The sequence below is a fragment of the Propioniciclava soli genome (assembly GCF_038502305.1).
In the GTDB taxonomy this organism is placed as follows: Bacteria; Actinomycetota; Actinomycetes; order Propionibacteriales; family Propionibacteriaceae; genus Propioniciclava; species Propioniciclava soli.
This window is the reverse complement of the sequence record NZ_CP115965.1, coordinates 3,768,177-3,782,693: the sequence shown is the minus strand read 5'-3', so window position 1 is coordinate 3,782,693 and position 14,517 is coordinate 3,768,177. Positions and strand designations below refer to the sequence as shown.

13 protein-coding genes and 1 pseudogene are annotated in these 14,517 nt (G+C 66.5%); 8 read left to right on the top strand and 6 right to left on the bottom strand.

The genetic code is table 11. The features are described 5' to 3' along the window. Window positions 1-100: 100 nt before the first annotated feature. On the top strand, window positions 101-568 hold the full coding sequence (locus tag PCC79_RS17120) for a hypothetical protein (RefSeq protein WP_342372593.1): 468 nt from the start codon (window positions 101-103) through the stop codon (window positions 566-568). Between the two features lie 106 nt (window positions 569-674). Here PCC79_RS17120 and PCC79_RS17115 read toward each other — a convergent pair whose 3' ends face one another. Further along, window positions 675-1,328 (bottom strand): endonuclease/exonuclease/phosphatase family protein, encoded by a 654-nt coding sequence (locus PCC79_RS17115; RefSeq protein WP_342372592.1) that lies wholly within the window; start codon window positions 1,326-1,328, stop codon window positions 675-677. A 280-nt stretch (window positions 1,329-1,608) separates the two neighbouring features. Between PCC79_RS17115 and PCC79_RS17110 the strand changes: the two genes are divergently transcribed. Next, a complete protein-coding gene (locus PCC79_RS17110; RefSeq protein WP_342372591.1) occupies window positions 1,609-2,151 on the top strand; it encodes a nuclease-related domain-containing protein in 543 nt (180 codons plus the stop codon). Here the strand turns inward: PCC79_RS17110 and PCC79_RS17105 are convergent. Beyond that, window positions 2,134-3,441: an ISL3 family transposase gene (locus PCC79_RS17105; RefSeq protein WP_342371844.1), complete on the bottom strand. Its 1,308-nt coding sequence runs from the start codon at window positions 3,439-3,441 to the stop codon at window positions 2,134-2,136. The genes PCC79_RS17110 and PCC79_RS17105 overlap by 18 nt on opposite strands. Before the next feature lie 676 nt (window positions 3,442-4,117). On the opposite strand from PCC79_RS17105, the gene PCC79_RS17100 reads away from it, so the two are divergent. Next, window positions 4,118-4,306: a hypothetical protein gene (locus PCC79_RS17100; protein ID WP_342372590.1), complete on the top strand. Its 189-nt coding sequence runs from the start codon at window positions 4,118-4,120 to the stop codon at window positions 4,304-4,306. Window positions 4,307-4,645: 339 nt separating this feature from the next. Here PCC79_RS17100 and PCC79_RS17095 read toward each other — a convergent pair. The 3 genes and pseudogenes from PCC79_RS17095 to PCC79_RS17085 all read right to left on the bottom strand — a co-directional run bounded on the left by PCC79_RS17095 (window position 4,646) and on the right by PCC79_RS17085 (window position 7,693). Next, a pseudogene (locus PCC79_RS17095) lies at window positions 4,646-5,208 on the bottom strand (DUF3090 family protein). Window positions 5,209-5,418: 210 nt separating this feature from the next. After that, window positions 5,419-6,477, bottom strand: coding sequence for a hypothetical protein (locus PCC79_RS17090; RefSeq protein ID WP_342372589.1), 1,059 nt, complete (start codon window positions 6,475-6,477; stop codon window positions 5,419-5,421). Between the two features lie 466 nt (window positions 6,478-6,943). Continuing rightward, the gene (locus tag PCC79_RS17085) at window positions 6,944-7,693 is read right to left on the bottom strand and encodes an SHOCT domain-containing protein (RefSeq protein ID WP_342372588.1); all 750 of its coding nucleotides are present in this window, start codon (window positions 7,691-7,693) and stop codon (window positions 6,944-6,946) included. Window positions 7,694-8,395: 702 nt separating this feature from the next. Here PCC79_RS17085 and PCC79_RS17080 point away from each other — a divergent pair. From PCC79_RS17080 to PCC79_RS17060, 5 genes are all read left to right on the top strand, one after another. Further along, complete coding sequence (locus PCC79_RS17080) at window positions 8,396-8,812, top strand: DUF305 domain-containing protein (protein ID WP_342372587.1); 417 nt, start codon at window positions 8,396-8,398, stop codon at window positions 8,810-8,812. 418 nt (window positions 8,813-9,230) lie between these two features. Next, the gene (istA, locus tag PCC79_RS17075) at window positions 9,231-10,460 is read left to right on the top strand and encodes an IS21 family transposase (RefSeq protein WP_342372586.1); all 1,230 of its coding nucleotides are present in this window, start codon (window positions 9,231-9,233) and stop codon (window positions 10,458-10,460) included. Continuing rightward, a complete protein-coding gene (locus PCC79_RS17070; RefSeq protein ID WP_342372585.1) occupies window positions 10,460-10,903 on the top strand; it encodes an ATP-binding protein in 444 nt (147 codons plus the stop codon). Before istA ends, PCC79_RS17070 begins: the two co-directional genes overlap by 1 nt. Before the next feature lie 219 nt (window positions 10,904-11,122). Then, complete coding sequence (locus PCC79_RS17065; protein ID WP_342372584.1) at window positions 11,123-12,193, top strand: IS110 family transposase; 1,071 nt, start codon at window positions 11,123-11,125, stop codon at window positions 12,191-12,193. A 13-nt stretch (window positions 12,194-12,206) separates the two neighbouring features. After that, window positions 12,207-12,641: an ATP-binding protein gene (locus tag PCC79_RS17060; RefSeq protein ID WP_342373642.1), complete on the top strand. Its 435-nt coding sequence runs from the start codon at window positions 12,207-12,209 to the stop codon at window positions 12,639-12,641. Window positions 12,642-13,127: 486 nt separating this feature from the next. Here PCC79_RS17060 and PCC79_RS17055 read toward each other — a convergent pair whose 3' ends face one another. Then, window positions 13,128-14,381, bottom strand: coding sequence for an ISL3 family transposase (locus PCC79_RS17055; protein WP_342372161.1), 1,254 nt, complete (start codon window positions 14,379-14,381; stop codon window positions 13,128-13,130). Between the last annotated feature and the right edge of the window lie 136 nt (window positions 14,382-14,517).

The following is a 14,517-nucleotide window of genomic DNA, read 5'->3' as shown; positions in this document are numbered from 1 at the left end:
ATGAGACGTCGCTGACCTGGCTCAGCAGTAATGTGGGTCGCCCTTGTGGCATCTTGTCCACATGGCTTGTGAATGGATTCCTACGGTAGGGACGGTCGTCGTGGCGCTTGCAGGAATAGCGGCCACGCTGCGCACCGCAGCCCAAGGTCGAAAGCACGCCGAGCATCTCGCAACCGAGAACCATGAGCACGCCGACCAGGACAGGCTTCGCCACGAGCGACTCAAGGTATATGCAAGCGCCCTGTCTCACGCCGTTGACCAAGAACGTCAACTTGACACCATGTGGGCCTCCGACGGGGAACGATCCATTAAAATATCGCCCGACCCGCCCGGCGGTCCACTGACTCTTGCTGCACGAGATGAGATCACTGTTCAGATGCGCCTGCTGGCGGACGAGGAGGTCGAGCAAGCCTGGCAGGCATTTGTCACCGCTTGGGAGGCGCTGCAATGGTGGGCTGAAGTTGGGAGCAGCGGCGACCCCAGCGAGGACGCCCCGGAGCATCTGAGCCAGCCCTTGAGGGCTGCCATAGCTGACCTCAAGGATGCCTGCCGAGCGTCCCTGCGGTGACCGTTCTCATCGCCGTTTGTGAGCACGTTCTGGCAACCCCGCAGGACGCCAGCGCCGACGGCCAGCCTCATGAATTTCCAAAACCCTGTGCGGCGATTGCGCGCGTTCAGGTGAGGGCGATCTCGGCCGCGTAGGCGTCGTGGTCAGACAGCCGATCGCCGCGCAGGTCCTCGGCAACGATCCGAGTGACGTCGACGATCTGCGCGGACTTCGGGACGGCGAGGTGGTCGATGGTGAACAAGCCGGGAATGCAATGTGGCAGACCATTCGTGGCCAGCTGCAAGTGGCGGTCAGCGAGCACGTTCTTGATTGCGGCTCTGCCGCCGAGACTGCCGGCGTACTCGCTGCCCTCCATGGCGTGATTCCAGTCGCCGCCCCACACCAAGCCGCCGACGGGGAGTGCAGCCATCAGTTGCTCCAGTGCCCGGGAGGTCTTCTCGGTGGTGGTGCCCTCTCCCCAGGGGACGGTCCCGCAGGTGCGCCACGGCAGGATGCTGCTGCACGACACCAATCCCATGCCGACGGCGGCGGCACTGGCTGGGTGCGGGTCAGGCAACGGCTGGATCTGGCTGCGGGAGAAGACTGCGGCCCAGTGCTTTCGTTCGCTCATTTTGGCGGTGGTGAGGTGCGACTCGAAGCCCGGTAAGGATGTGTCGTCGCGCACCTCGGTGAGGAGCCACACGTCGCATTCTTGGGCAGCCAGCAGCGCGAGGTGGTCCTGGCTCCAGCGGCCTTCCAGATTCCACGTCCCGACGCGCACTTGGTCATCCTGCCCGACGGGCCGACCCGTCGGGGGTCAGCGCACAACGAACCATCCGGGCATGTGCGAGCGTTCGGCTCGCGCCGGGCAGCGCCTCTTGACCTCATGACAAAGGTCGGCAGTCGGCCGTCGCCGTGCGCTGCAAGGAGGCCGAGAACGGCGGTTCGCGGTCAGTCTTAGCGACTCGGTTGCCTGCGGACCGGCTCGAAGCGCGGCAGAATGTGGTCGGCATGACGCGACAATGTTGGGGTTGAGTACTCGGAAGGCCGGAGGAATCGTTGTGAAGCCGAAACGGGTCAAAGCGGGCACAAGCGCCATGCGCCGTTACGAGGAACTACGCAAGGAGTGGCTAAAGCGTAAGCGCCGACTCTTCGTGGTCGCCTTCCTCATTCTCTTCGTCGGCGCCGCGGTTATGAACGTGATCTACCTCCACGTCTTCCCCTTCCCCTACGTGGCCGGCATGTTCACCGGCATGGCGTTGGCAACCTTTCTCGCGATGCGTGAGTTCACCCCCGATTGGGTCGATAACTGGATGCTGGGCGCCGAGGGCGAGAAGAAGACCCAGAAGCAGCTCGACTCCCTCCCCCCAGGATGGACGGTCGAGCATGACATCGACACCGACCACGGCAACATCGATCACTTGGTATGCGGCCCAGCCGGCGTCTTCGTGCTCGACTCCAAGTTCTGGGGAGGACCCGTCACCCTTGAGGGAGATCGAGCGATCATCGGTCGCTGGGGGCGACAGAAGCCTTGGGTCTGGGATGACTCCAAAGCCGTGAAAGCCTTGGCAGGTCAAACCGGCTCTTCACAATGCAGGGTGTAGTTGTGGTCTGAATCCGCCGGCCTCGAGGAGCGCTCGGGCGATGTAGTTGGTGAGGTTGCGGAAGCCGAGGGCCAGGCCACGCAGGTGCTCGAGTCGACCGTTCACGGCTTCGGTGGGCCCGTTGCTGGTGCGCGGCCGGTCGAAGTAGGCCAGGACGTCACAGACGCGTCTGGCCAGGGTGCGACCGAGCTTGCGCAGTTCTACCAACGCCTTGGGCACACCGTCGGCGAGGGCGTCGATCACGGAGCTCATCTCGACGCGGCCGGCCCTCCGGTCGGGGTGACGGTAGGCGGAGATCATGCGCTGGTAGATCCCCCAGGTGCACTCGACCTGAATGTGGCGGTCGCCGGCGAAGAGCTTGTCAAGGCGCTCGTGCTGGCGGTCGGTGAGCAGGTCGGCACCGGTGTGCAGGGTCCGCCGCGCGGTGTAGAGCGGGTCGCCCTTGCGTCCGCGGTGTCCGTGCAGCTCTTGCTGGACTCGGCGGCGGCACTCGTTGAGGGCGTCGCCGGCGAGGCGGACCACGTGGAAGGGGTCCATCACCGAGACGGCCTGCGGCAGTTCCTCGGTGGTGGCGGTCTTGAACCCGGCGAAGCCGTCCATCGCGACGACCTCGATCCCGTCGCGCCAGGCCTGGTCCTGCTCGGCGAGCCAGTCCTTGAACGCCCTCTTCGAGCGGCCATCGAGCATCGCCAGCAGACGAGAGGGGCCGGTGCCGTCACGCACCGGGGTGAGGTCGATGACGACCGTGACGTACTTGTCGCCCTTCCTCGTGTGCCGCCAGGCATGCTCGTCGACCCCGACCACGCGGACGCCGTCCAGGCGCGCCGGGTTGTCGATCAGCAGGCGCCTGCCTTCGGCCAGGACCGAGTCGTTGGCCGTGTTCCACGACACCGCGAGTCCTTCGGCGACGCGGGCCATGGACAGATGCTGAATCACTATCCCGACCAGGCCCCAGCGCAGCCCGGCGCGGGAGATCTTGGCCCGTGGCTCGGCCGCGGCGGTGGTGTCCTGGCGCCACACGTGCGCGCATTCGGTGCACCGATACCGGCGCACGGTGACCAGCAAGGTCGTGGGTCGCCACCCGAACGGCTCGTGCGCCAGCTCCCTGGTCACCGTGTCGCGCGGGACGCCTTGGCAGCCGCACCTGCGGCACCAGTCGTCGGGCTCGACGACCCGGCAGGCGAGCACCGCACGGTCAGCCTTGAGGAGTTGCCCGGTCACCTCCAGGCCGAGGTCGTCCAGGCGGGTGAAGGTGGTCAGGTCGGGGCGCGTGAAGGTAGCGTCGGGCACGTCGAGGTCTTTCGGATGGCTGCGTGTAGGAACCTCCATCTTCGGAAGACCTCGACACCTCCCTCCGGACCGACGCGCCAGTGCCGACTACACCCTCATCTGTGAAGAGCCGTCAAACCGCAGAACGCATTCGTGCCAACACCCGCATCAAGCAATGGGTCCAGCCTGTCGTTGTGGTCTGGGCCGAGTTCGAAGCCCGGACCGGAGGCGCCTCCTGCACGTTCGTCGCCGGTGACCACCTCGTGGAGTGGCTTCTCGCACAACCACAGCCCGTCCACGAATCAGTCCTCCCCCGCATCACTGCGGCGGCCACCCAAGCCTGGAACCGGCCAAGCGGCCCCTAGGAGACGAGCGGATTCCAGGCAACCGGCGTGATCCCGTCGGCATCCACCCGCCAAGGCGGGCGCAGGCCTCCCGAATGGCTTGTCAATGCACCCCAGATCCGGCACTCGCTGGCCTCCCGAGCCCCCGGCATCTGCAGCAGCCCTTCCCTTCCCATGATGAGCTCCGGGATGGCGCTGTGCTGTCACCCAGAGCGGCAAAGTCGGATGTCCGGTCGGTGCGTGGAGCATTCGTGTGCGGTCTTACGCTGACTGTTGACCGATGCTCGCCGGGCGGTGCCGTGGACAATCTCCGACGCGATTGAGCCTCCTCTGGCAGTGGCTACGCTGAGGAAATGACGGGACTTCTTTCCTTCGCCCTGCCTCTCCTCGAGACCAATGCCGGGCCTTCGTGGGTCTTGCTTGTCGTTGTCGCGGTGATCGTCGCCCCGCTTGTGTTCCTGTGGGATCGGGCGTATCGCCAGAAGAAGCGCGATGGCGGCGAGGAGATCGAGGACGGTGGAGGGTCCGCCGCTGCGATGTAGCGGGGTGTCGATTATCTCGGCTCGTGACACGCGTCGCCGCTGCTGAGTGGCTGAAGACCACGTGAGGACGTAGATGTCCCACGTGCTTCGCTACGGCGACGCAACCGACGTTCGTACCCGGGGCCGACGGCGAAGTCCCTACAACGTATCCGGGATCGCACGGCGCCTCGCCCAGGCATGAGCCCTCGTCGCCCTCCTGACGCCGGTGCTTGGTCGGTGACGTCCCCAAGTCTGCGTTGAGCGACGCGCCCGCGTGTTAACCACTCATAGGGCCAGCACAACGCCGTTCGGGGTGGCACCGGAGCGGTGCCAACGTCGTGCTCCGGTATGCCTCCGTTGTCAGAGTGCGCCGAGTTGCGGGCAGACGTGCCCCGCCGGGTCCATGGGGTAGCCGCACAGCGGGCAGCTGGCCCGCCCCGCGCTAACCACCTCGAGGGTGCGCTTCGCGAACGCGCGGGCTGTGCCGACCGGGATGCGCACCAACAGCGCCTCGGGCGCCTCTACGTCGATGGGTTCGGAGCGGGGCTCCTCGCGGGCGACGTCGTTGAGCTCGGCCATGGCGTAGGACTCCATGACGATCTCCGCGGTCGTCGGATCCCAGCCGAGGCCCAGGGCGCCCGTGCGGAACTGCGTGTCGAGCGGCTGCTGGAGCGGGTCGTTGTCGACGAGCTCGACGGGTGTTGAGTCGGGAACCCTGAAAGGATTGCCCTCGGTGGACTTCAGCTGGTCGAGCACCTCGTCGATCTTTTGGGCGAGGAGCGCGGACTGCTCCTTCTCGAGAGCGACCGTCAGATCCGGGCTTTGGTGCGGGCCTGCAGGTAGAACTCACGGGCGCATGGTCGCCCGACGGTCCCGACCACGAGTCGATCCGGCCAGGGGAACTCGTGGACGATCGTGGGCATAGGAGCATCTTACGAGCCCCGCCACTTCGGGCGCCTGGCCGCCGATCCGGGCGCGTAGGCGTGCAGACGGCCCACCCAGCCAATCATTCGCGCATCCTGAACGCCGTCCACCTCGCAACAAGCTGGCCGCAACGAGAACCCGGATCATCGGCAAACATCGCCTGGCGCACTGCGGCAGATGTGCGCGTTGACGTAGGGCTTTGATGCTGTTCAGGCGTCGTGTGAGGCCAGCGCGGAGGAAATGGTCCGGACCAGCAGCCGGGCCGACTCGGGGGTGAAGCCAGCGAGCGGCATGTTGGGCCGGCGCCGGAAGTGGAGTTCTTCCAGTTGCTTCGCGGTGATGGTGACTCCGGGTACGGCGCAGACTGCGGATGCGAAATGGGCCGCCTCTTCGGTGTCGCCAAACGCGTTGAACCTGACCTCGACGAGTGGGCCCCTCGCTCTGTCGGTGTACAGGTTCAGGATCCAGACGCGCTCACCGGTGTCCCGGGGGAAGGCGGCATTGAGGGAGGGCGTCTCGGCTCGGCCCCCCACAATCTCAAAGCCCTGCTCACTGAAGCCGTCCAAGACGGCCTCGACAGCCGGAAGGGATGCCTGGTGGTGCTCACTGCACCACTCCGTGTACTGCGCGACCGTCCAGCGGGGGCGCATCCTCGCCTCCGCGTCGACCTTGGCGTCGACTAGTTCCGCGCCGAAGCTCCGCGGGATCAAGATCTCCAAGGACTCTTCGTGGTGCCTAGTGAACTCCACCAGCATGACCCCGGTCGTCGGCTTCGTGATCGCGTTCAGGTACTCCACAACCCGGCGCAGGTCATCGTTCAAGGCGTCCACAGCAAGCACCAAGTTGAACCGAGCCGCGGCCAGATTCGCAGCCACTCGGGAGCGCAGTTCGCTGTCATCGTCATGGAGGCGGTCGAACGGGCTTCGACCCGCATCGGCGCGGATCCAACGCTGCTCGAACTGCTCGACATCCATCTGCCACAACCTGGAGGCGTAGTCGAGAACCTGACCGACGATAGTCCGCCGGACCTCCGCGTTGGCTCGCAGCTTGCACTCAACGACGGTGATGGCACCCTCGGCATCGAGAATGACGACATCGGCGGGCCCAACGCTGCTCTCGAACTCCCGGCAGGCAATCGCCTCACCGGCCACCCCGGGCACCAACGACGGGTGCTCGGTCAGGATCGCCTGCAACGCCGCCTCATTGTCGTACCCATGCCCCACCGGCTCACGCCAAGCACCCTGCCCATCGCGAATCAACAGCGTCATACCAACCCGCCTGCCTCGTCGTAGCCTCTCCGAATCCTATGCGGCCACCGCCGACAGGATCCCCAGCCAGCCACGCCTGCGCGCCAATCGGGTGCGCCATCTCACCCGGAAGACATCGCCCCTCGCATAGCGCGGCAGTTGCGTGGTTCGAAGGTCCGCCGGTCGCCGTGCACGAGCGTGACTCCCCTTCTTGCTGGGACGGGCCGACGGTGGCATTTGGTGCCATGTACGCCATCCGTGCCCGGCTTGCCTCCGACAGATGGAACCCGTCTTGCCCGTGGGGCCATCCTGCTGGTCGAGGGCGAGCGGATCGTCAACGTCGAGGCAGGCTGGACGGACGTCCCCGACGGGATGCTGGTGCGGGACTATCCGGGCGGCGGCACTTTCCCATCGGGCGTGCCCGAGCTGGCCTGCGAGCGTGGCGGGACGCTGCTGCGGGCTGCGATGCAAGCAGCCCATGAACGTTCTAGAGCTGCCCGAGAAGCTTGGCCTTCTGAGCCGCGAACTCTTCGTCGGTAAGGATGCCCGCCTGGTGGAGTTCCCCCAGCCGCTGGAGCCGTGACAGCGGATCTACATCGCTTCCTGCGGCCGCCGGGGCGTCATCGATCGATTGGCGAATCTCCGGTGCACGCTCCACTGGCCGGCTTAACTCGTGTCGCACATTCCCCAGTGCTGCATTGAGTTGGCGCGCGTTGCGTGAGATGGTCGAGAATTGGAACTCCTGCCCGTCTGGCATGGCAGCGCGCAGCGAGTCGACCAAGAACCCCTCCTTCAGTTCCAGCCTCAGACCCGGATCGCGGGCGTCACACCACGCAAGCGGCCCGACCTCACCCCTACTCCGGTACACGATGACGCGCTTGTCGGTGAGAACTACCAGTGCGTTGACGGGCATGAACTTCCCGGCCGGGATGAAAGAGCCGGTAGAGAGGAGCACTGCCTGCTCGTCATCGACAAGTAGGTACTGCAAGCCGTTGAGTCCGTCCCGGTGGGGGGACAAGTCCTGGTCGGTGAGGCCTGCCGCAGCATCCGCCAGACCGTGCTCACTTGGAAGCGTGGCTGCGATGGGCGCGCGAGGAGCCGGCGAGCCCGTCGGTGGGCTCGGCGTTTCCGCCCATTCACGGTTCGATTGGGTGAGGTGAGTGCGACCCGAATGGAGGCTGAGGGGGTGACCGCACTGCCTACACTTCTTCGTCACCAAGAACCCGACCTCAGACATGCCGAGTGTCATAGCAGCGGCTGTGGCCCGCCCGGCGTTGCGGCCTAGGTTGCTCACCGCCGAGTTCGTGCACTTCTTGCAGTCCCGGCACGCCACTTCGACGCGAGCCATAGTGTGCCGCCTTCCTTGCCACCTGCTGGGGGCCTCGTGACGGGATATTCTGCCAGCGACGCTAGCGCGCCGCGCACGAGATGAAAAATGAGGCGGGCGAGGGTCTCTCTAGCTTCGAGCCCAACCAGTCGTCAGCTCGCCGCGGTGCACTCATGGGCACCTGCGAACATCCCACTCTGGGCAGTTGAGTAACCACACGCCCGTCGGCAGAGTCGAGCACACCCGATGGGCGCCCAAGGGGATGAGGGCAGGTTGCCTGATGCTCGGACGTCCAACACGGTGTACCTGACCACCCGATCGCTTGACCCCACCGGCCACGGAAAGGCACGCTGGGTCGTCAGGTGGAAGCCCGCCCTGAACGCCTTCGCGATCACCTTCGCAGGCAGGTTCGAGAGAGCCACTCACTAGAAACCGCCGGGCCTCACACACCGTTTATCTGACAGACCCTAGTGATCCGAAGGAGAAGCCATGAGTAGCGAAGACGATCGATCCTCAGAGCGGGCGTCGCATCAGGGGACAGGCCACACTTCACACGATCGTTCGGGGAAGGCCAGTGACCCCGGCCTGGGTACTTACGTGCGTTTCGGTCTGATGATCTTGACCTCTTCAGTGGTGATGTACATCGTCATGTACCTGAACACTTACTCGATCGACCACGTCTTCTGGAGTTGGACGCGGTTCTTCATGACGATGATGTCCGCGGCGACCATGACTGTCGTCATGTTGACCTTCATGCTGGGGATGTACCGCAACCGGATGGTGAACGCGGTGATCGTGGTGGGAGCTGTCGTGGTGTTCGGTGCGGGCCTTGCCCTGGTCCGCACCCAGGCCACCGTCGGCGACGTCGCGTGGATGCGGGCGATGATCCCGCACCACTCGATCGCGATCCTCACCAGCGAGCGCGCCCACCTCGAGGATCCGCGGGTCCGTGAGTTGGCGGACTCGATCATTGAGGCGCAGCGCAAGGAAATCGAGGAGATGAAGGCCTACATCAAGGAGTTGGAGTAGGGGAACGGGCTCCCGGTGCAGGCGGCCGAGGCGACGCGCGATGCTCGGCGACGTCCCGTGCACCAGCCCGCGTGGTGATCGTGGAGGGCGATTCCGTGCACGGGCCGCAACCCGAACGCGTGGTCAGCGAGGCCGATCTGCTGGTGGGGGCGCGAGTGGAGGGCTTGGAGGCCGCCAGTTGACCAGCTCTGTGAGGTGCGATCGGTGGCGGCATGGAGGGAGCTGAGGAACGCCGACAGATAGTTGGCGTGGGTCTTGCCACTGACCGGAGCGCGCGTCGGCGATTTGTGCGTTGGACCGGCCTCTCGGCGACGGGGCCGAGCACCTCCGCCGTGATCGAAGGCATCATTGTCGACGACGCTTGAAAATGAGGCCATAGCGACGGTCGAAAACGAGGCCACCCAGACAGATTGGATGGGTGATCTCTATGGAGGATTGGGCTTTGATCCGGCGGCTGGTCGCGGACGGTGTTCCGCAGCGGCAGGTGGCGCGGGACTTGGGCATTGGGCGGTCGACGGTGGCGCGGGCGGTGGCCTCGGACGGGCCGCCGAAGTACGAGCGGCCGGCGGTGTCGACATCGTTCACGCCGTTCGAGCCGGCGGTGCGGCAGTTGCTGGTCACGACGCCGGACATGCCGGCGACGGTGATCGCCGAGCGGGTCGGCTGGACCGGATCGATCAGCTGGTTCCGCGACAACGTCCGAGGGCTGCGGCCTGATCACCGGCCGGTCGACCCATCGGACCGGTTGATCTGGCTGCCTGGTGATGCGGCGCAGTGCGACCTGTGGTTCCCGCCGAAGAAGATCCCGCTCGAGGACGGCACCAGGACGCTGCTGCCGGTTCTGGTGATCACCGCTGCGCACTCCGGGTTCATGGTTGGGCGGATGATCCCGACCCGGACCACGGCCGATCTGCTGCTGGGGATGTGGATGCTGCTGCAGCTGCTCGGACGGGTTGCACGGCGGCTGATCTGGGACAACGAGTCAGGCATCGGCCGCGGGAAGTGGCATGCCGAAGGCGTGGGTGCGTTCACCGGGACGCTGGCCACGACGTTGCAGCGACTCAAGCCGAACGACCCTGAATCGAAGGGTGTGGTGGAACGCAGGAACGGCTACTTCGAGACGTCCTTCATGCCGGGCCGCGAGTTCGAGTCCCCGGCTGACTTCGACGCCCAGTTCGGCGAGTGGCTCACCATCGCCAACGCCCGGATCGTGCGCACGATCAAGGCACGGCCGATCGAGTTGCTCGACGCCGATCGGGCGGCGATGCTGCCGCTGCCGCCGGTGCCACCGGCGGTGGGCTGGGTCAACCGGGTCCGGCTGGGACGCGACTACTACGTTCGCATCGACAGCAACGACTACTCCGTCGACCCCGGCGTGATCGGCCGGTTCGTCGATGTCACCGCCGACCTGACCCGCGTCGAGGTCCGCCACGAGGGACGCCTGGTCGCTGCCCATGACCGGGTCTGGGCCCGCGGCATGACGATCACCGACCCCGCCCACGTTGCGGCCGCGAAGGTCCTGCGCGAGCAGTTCCAGCGACCCCGGCCGGCACCAGATCCGCACACGGAGCTGGTGCGGGACCTGGCCGACTACGACCGCGCCTTCGGCCTCATCGACGGCCCTGTCGACGGCGAGGAGGTGGCCTGATGGCGGGCAAGACGAAGACCGATGCGACCGAGGCGCTCAAGCAGGTCACCTACCTGGCATCAGCGTTGAAGGCCCCCCGGATCACCGAAGCCGCCGCGAGATTGGCCGACCACGCCAGGGATGCCGGCTGGACACACGAGGAGTACCTCGCCGCGATCCTCGACCGCGAGGTCGCCGCCCGCAACGCATCCGGCGCCCAACTGCGGATCCGCGCCGCCGGGTTCGCCGCACGCAAGACAATCGAGGAGTTCGACTTCGACGCCCAACCTGCCGTCCGCCAGCAGGTCGCCGCGCTGGCATCCGGCGGGTTCCTCACCGAAGCCCGCAACGTCGTGCTGCTCGGCCCGCCGGGCACCGGGAAGACCCACTGTGAGACTTGCAGTGGGGCCTACGGGCCTTCCCGGCGCCGGGATGCCAGTGTCGGTGCTGGTGATCGCGACTGACCCGAAACGACTCATTGACTCGCCCTTGGGTGGTGTCCTGGCTATGGATCTGTCGTCGTGATCGCCGGCACCGACCTGGCCCACCATCGTTGGCCTGATCAGAAGCTTGGCCGACCCGTCAGGGTCGTGCCTCATCACAGTCCTGCCGCGCGGTGACCTCACCCAGGCCGGTGCCGACCCGTTGGGCACTCCTCTTGGAAGGGAAGCACCATGAAACCTATGTTGGCAGGCGCCGTCGAGTTCGTCATCGGCGTCGACACCCATCGCGACACCCATACGGCCGCGATCGTGAACGCGGCCACTGGCGGGGTCGTCGACCAGCTGTCCGTTGCCACCGATGCATTCGGATACCGACGCCTGAAGGCGTTCGCCGACCAACATGCTGACGGCAGCCGCGTGTGGGCCATCGAAGGAACCGGCAGTTACGGCGCCGGCCTGACCACGTCGCTGCTGGAAGCGGGCGAATGGGTCGTCGAGATCGACCGCCCCGCCCGACCGGCGCGACGCGACGGTGCAAAGTCCGACGACCTGGACGCGGTTCGTGCGGCCCGTGAGGCGCTCAGCAGGCAACACCTGGCGCAGCCCCGCGCTCGCGGCGATCGCGAGGCATTGCGGGTACTGATGGCCGCTCGCCAAGGTGCCGTCGTGGGCCGTACCAAGGCCATCGGCCAGCTCAAGGCACTCATCGTGAACGCACCCCAAGCCCTGCGTGACCAGCTACGACGAGGCACCACCGACGAGCAACTCCAACGCTGCGCCCGCTTGCGGACCCTGCCGACCCACTCGATCGAACACCGCGCCACCATCCAAGCCATCCGCGGCACCGCGCGCAGGGCGCTCGCCCTGGAAGCCGAGGCAGCCGAGTATGAGACCGAACTCGAGCGGCTGGTGGTCGCCATCTGCCCAGTCCTGTTGGACCAGCCCGGGATCGGCACCATCACCGCTTCCCAGTTCCTGATCTCGTGGTCCCACATCGGCAGGATCCGCTCCCAGTCCGCCTTCGCGTCCCTCGCCGGCGCGGCCCCGATTCCCGCCAGCAGTGGACAAGTGACCCGCCACCGACTGAACCGATTCAGCGACCGCCAACTCAACCGCGCCCTTCACACCGTCGCCCTCAGCCGACTCCGGATCCATGAACCCACCAAGGCCTACGCCGCCCGGCGCACCCAAGAGGGCAAGAGTGCCCGCGACATCAAACGCTGCCTGAAACGAGCCATCGCCCGAGAGGTCTACCGACTCATGAACACCCACGCCGCCGCCGTCGCAAGGAGCCTGCCCATCACCGCTTGACAGACATAGAAGCATCCTGGCCACCGGCCTTGGCATCGCGGCCGCGAATCACGGCCACCGGGTGCTGTTCGCGACCGCGACCGAGTGGGTCACCCGACTCACCGACGCCCACCGCGCCGGACGACTACCCCAGGAACTCACCCGGCTGCGGCGCTACGGGCTGATCATCGTCGACGAGGTCGGCTACCTGCCCTTCGAGCAAGACGCCGCGAACCTGTTCTTCCAGCTCGTGTCCAGCCGCTACGAACACGCCTCACTCATCCTCACCTCCAACTTGCCCTTCAGCGGCTGGGGCGGCGTATTCGGCGACCAGGCCGTCGCCGCCGCGATGATCGACAGGGTCGTCCACCACGCCGACGTCCTCACCCTGAAGGGCGCCAGCTACCGGCTACGCAACCGCGGGATCGACACCCTGCCCAGCATCAGAACCCAAGACGCGGCAGACTAGGACTCGACGAACCGGTGGCCTCGTTTTCGAGCGTCGGATCGGCCTCATATTCGAGCGTTGTCGACACATCATGATATTGGTCGCTGTGGCGTTCATCCTGTGGACCTCGGTGGTGCTTTCCTCAACCCGCTCCAGTTGGAGAACGTGGGCGTCGGGCTGGCATTCGGTGGTCGCGTCCGCCGTCAACGGCGCCGTCGCCGTCGCCGTGGTCCTCATGCGAGCCGCATGCGCCGCTTGATCAGGCTGACTGCTGACGGAAATACCTGATGACCGACCTGTGGACCTCGGCCCGGAGTCGTGCCGGGTGTCATATGGAAGCGGACGTTCTGCCTACTGTCTCCTGGACGACGCGGACGGCTTGGCGTCAGCTCGCAGGCCACCCGGACGAGGGCGTGACGCCGGCGCAATGAGCGGCTGTCCGGTCAGCGTCCACAGCGGAGGAGCGGGTGTCACGGTCTTGCCCTCACCGCCCCGATTGGTGGCTCTTCACACTTCCGGTGGGGGTGGCGGGGTGAGTCCGCCGCCGATGAGGAGCATGCGTAGCCGGTAGTTGTCTCGGTTGCGGAAGCCGCGGGCGATGCGGCGGTGGAGTTCGATGAGCCCGTTGATGCTCTCGGTGCCGCCGTTGCTGGCGCGGCCGGTGTCGAAGTAGGCCAGGAAGGCGTCCCTCCACTGCTTGAGGGTGCGGCCCAGCTTGGCGATCTCGGGGATGGGACACGTGGGGAAGCTGGCGACGACCTGTTCAGCGAGTTGGCGGCCTCGAGCGGGGTCGGGGTGGGCGTACGCGGCGCGAACACGTTGGGCGCACTGCCAGGCGATGTGGACGGCGTCGTGGCGCTCGTCGGCGGCGATGGCAGCGGCCAGGCGGGCCTGTTGCTTCTCGGTGAGCCGCTCGGCCGCGCAGCGCAGGATGTTCCGGATCCCGTACAAGGGGTCGCCGGAACGGCCACGGTGACCGTGGATCTCCTGCTGCACGCGGCGGCGAACCTCATCGACCGCCCGGCCGGCCAGGGCGACCACATGGAAAGCATCCAGGACAGCGGTGGCGTCGGCGAGTTTGTCGTCGATGGCGTTCTTGTAGCCGTGGAACGGGTCCAGGGTGGCGACCTCGACCCCAGCCTTGAACGCCGTGCCGCGTTGGTCGAGCCATGTCTTGTACACGGTCCCGGAGCGGCCGGGTACGAGGTCGAGCAGCCGGGCTCGGACGCGTCCGTCCTTGTCACGGGTCAGGTCGACCATGCCGGTGAGCTCCTTCGGGCCGCGCTTGCGGGGACTCACGTGGTGCCACAGGTGTTCGTCCACCCCGAGGGTGGTCACGCCGGCGAACCGGGCCTCGTCGTCGGCCAGCGTCGCCAGGATGGGTTGGATCGAGCCCCATACCGTCTTCCACGCCACCCCCAGCTGCCGCGCGAGTCCGTGGATGGAGGCGTGCTCGCGGCGGACCTGCTCGATCACCCACCGGCACGCCCGGGTGGTCAACAGCCCGCGCGGGCGGGCTATCTGCTCGTCCTGCTCGGTGAACACCCTGGTCGGGCACGCCGGCTCCAGGCACCGCCACGTGCGTTTGCGCCACCGCAGCCGGGTCGGCCGGGCGAAACACGGGATGTCCACCAGCGTGGTCGTGCGTCGGCCGCGACTCTCAGCGACTACCCCACACGACGGGCAACCCACCACCGTGGACGCCGACTCCATCGTCACCACCAGCACGTCGTGGACCTTGTCGACGTCGACAACGTGCAAGCCGTCCAGGCCGACCAGCAGGTCGCAATGGTCACAGTACGAAGGGGTCGTGGCAGCGCAGCAGCACCCCGTAGGCTCGGACACGTCGAGGCCTTCCGGTCAGGTTGAAGAGACGCTTCCGATCCTGAAGGCCTCG

Bases quoted from the DNA above. Each gene is read 5' to 3' on its own strand.
- PCC79_RS17100 (WP_342372590.1), top strand. From the start codon at position 4,118: ATGACGGGACTTCTTTCCTTCGCCCTGCCTCTCCTCGAGACCAATGCC.
- PCC79_RS17090 (WP_342372589.1), bottom strand. From the start codon at position 6,477: ATGACGCTGTTGATTCGCGATGGGCAGGGTGCTTGGCGTGAGCCGGTG.
- PCC79_RS17085 (WP_342372588.1), bottom strand. From the start codon at position 7,693: ATGTCTGAGGTCGGGTTCTTGGTGACGAAGAAGTGTAGGCAGTGCGGT.
- PCC79_RS17080 (WP_342372587.1), top strand. From the start codon at position 8,396: ATGATCTTGACCTCTTCAGTGGTGATGTACATCGTCATGTACCTGAAC.
- PCC79_RS17070 (WP_342372585.1), top strand. From the start codon at position 10,460: ATGGCGGGCAAGACGAAGACCGATGCGACCGAGGCGCTCAAGCAGGTC.
- PCC79_RS17065 (WP_342372584.1), top strand. From the start codon at position 11,123: ATGTTGGCAGGCGCCGTCGAGTTCGTCATCGGCGTCGACACCCATCGC.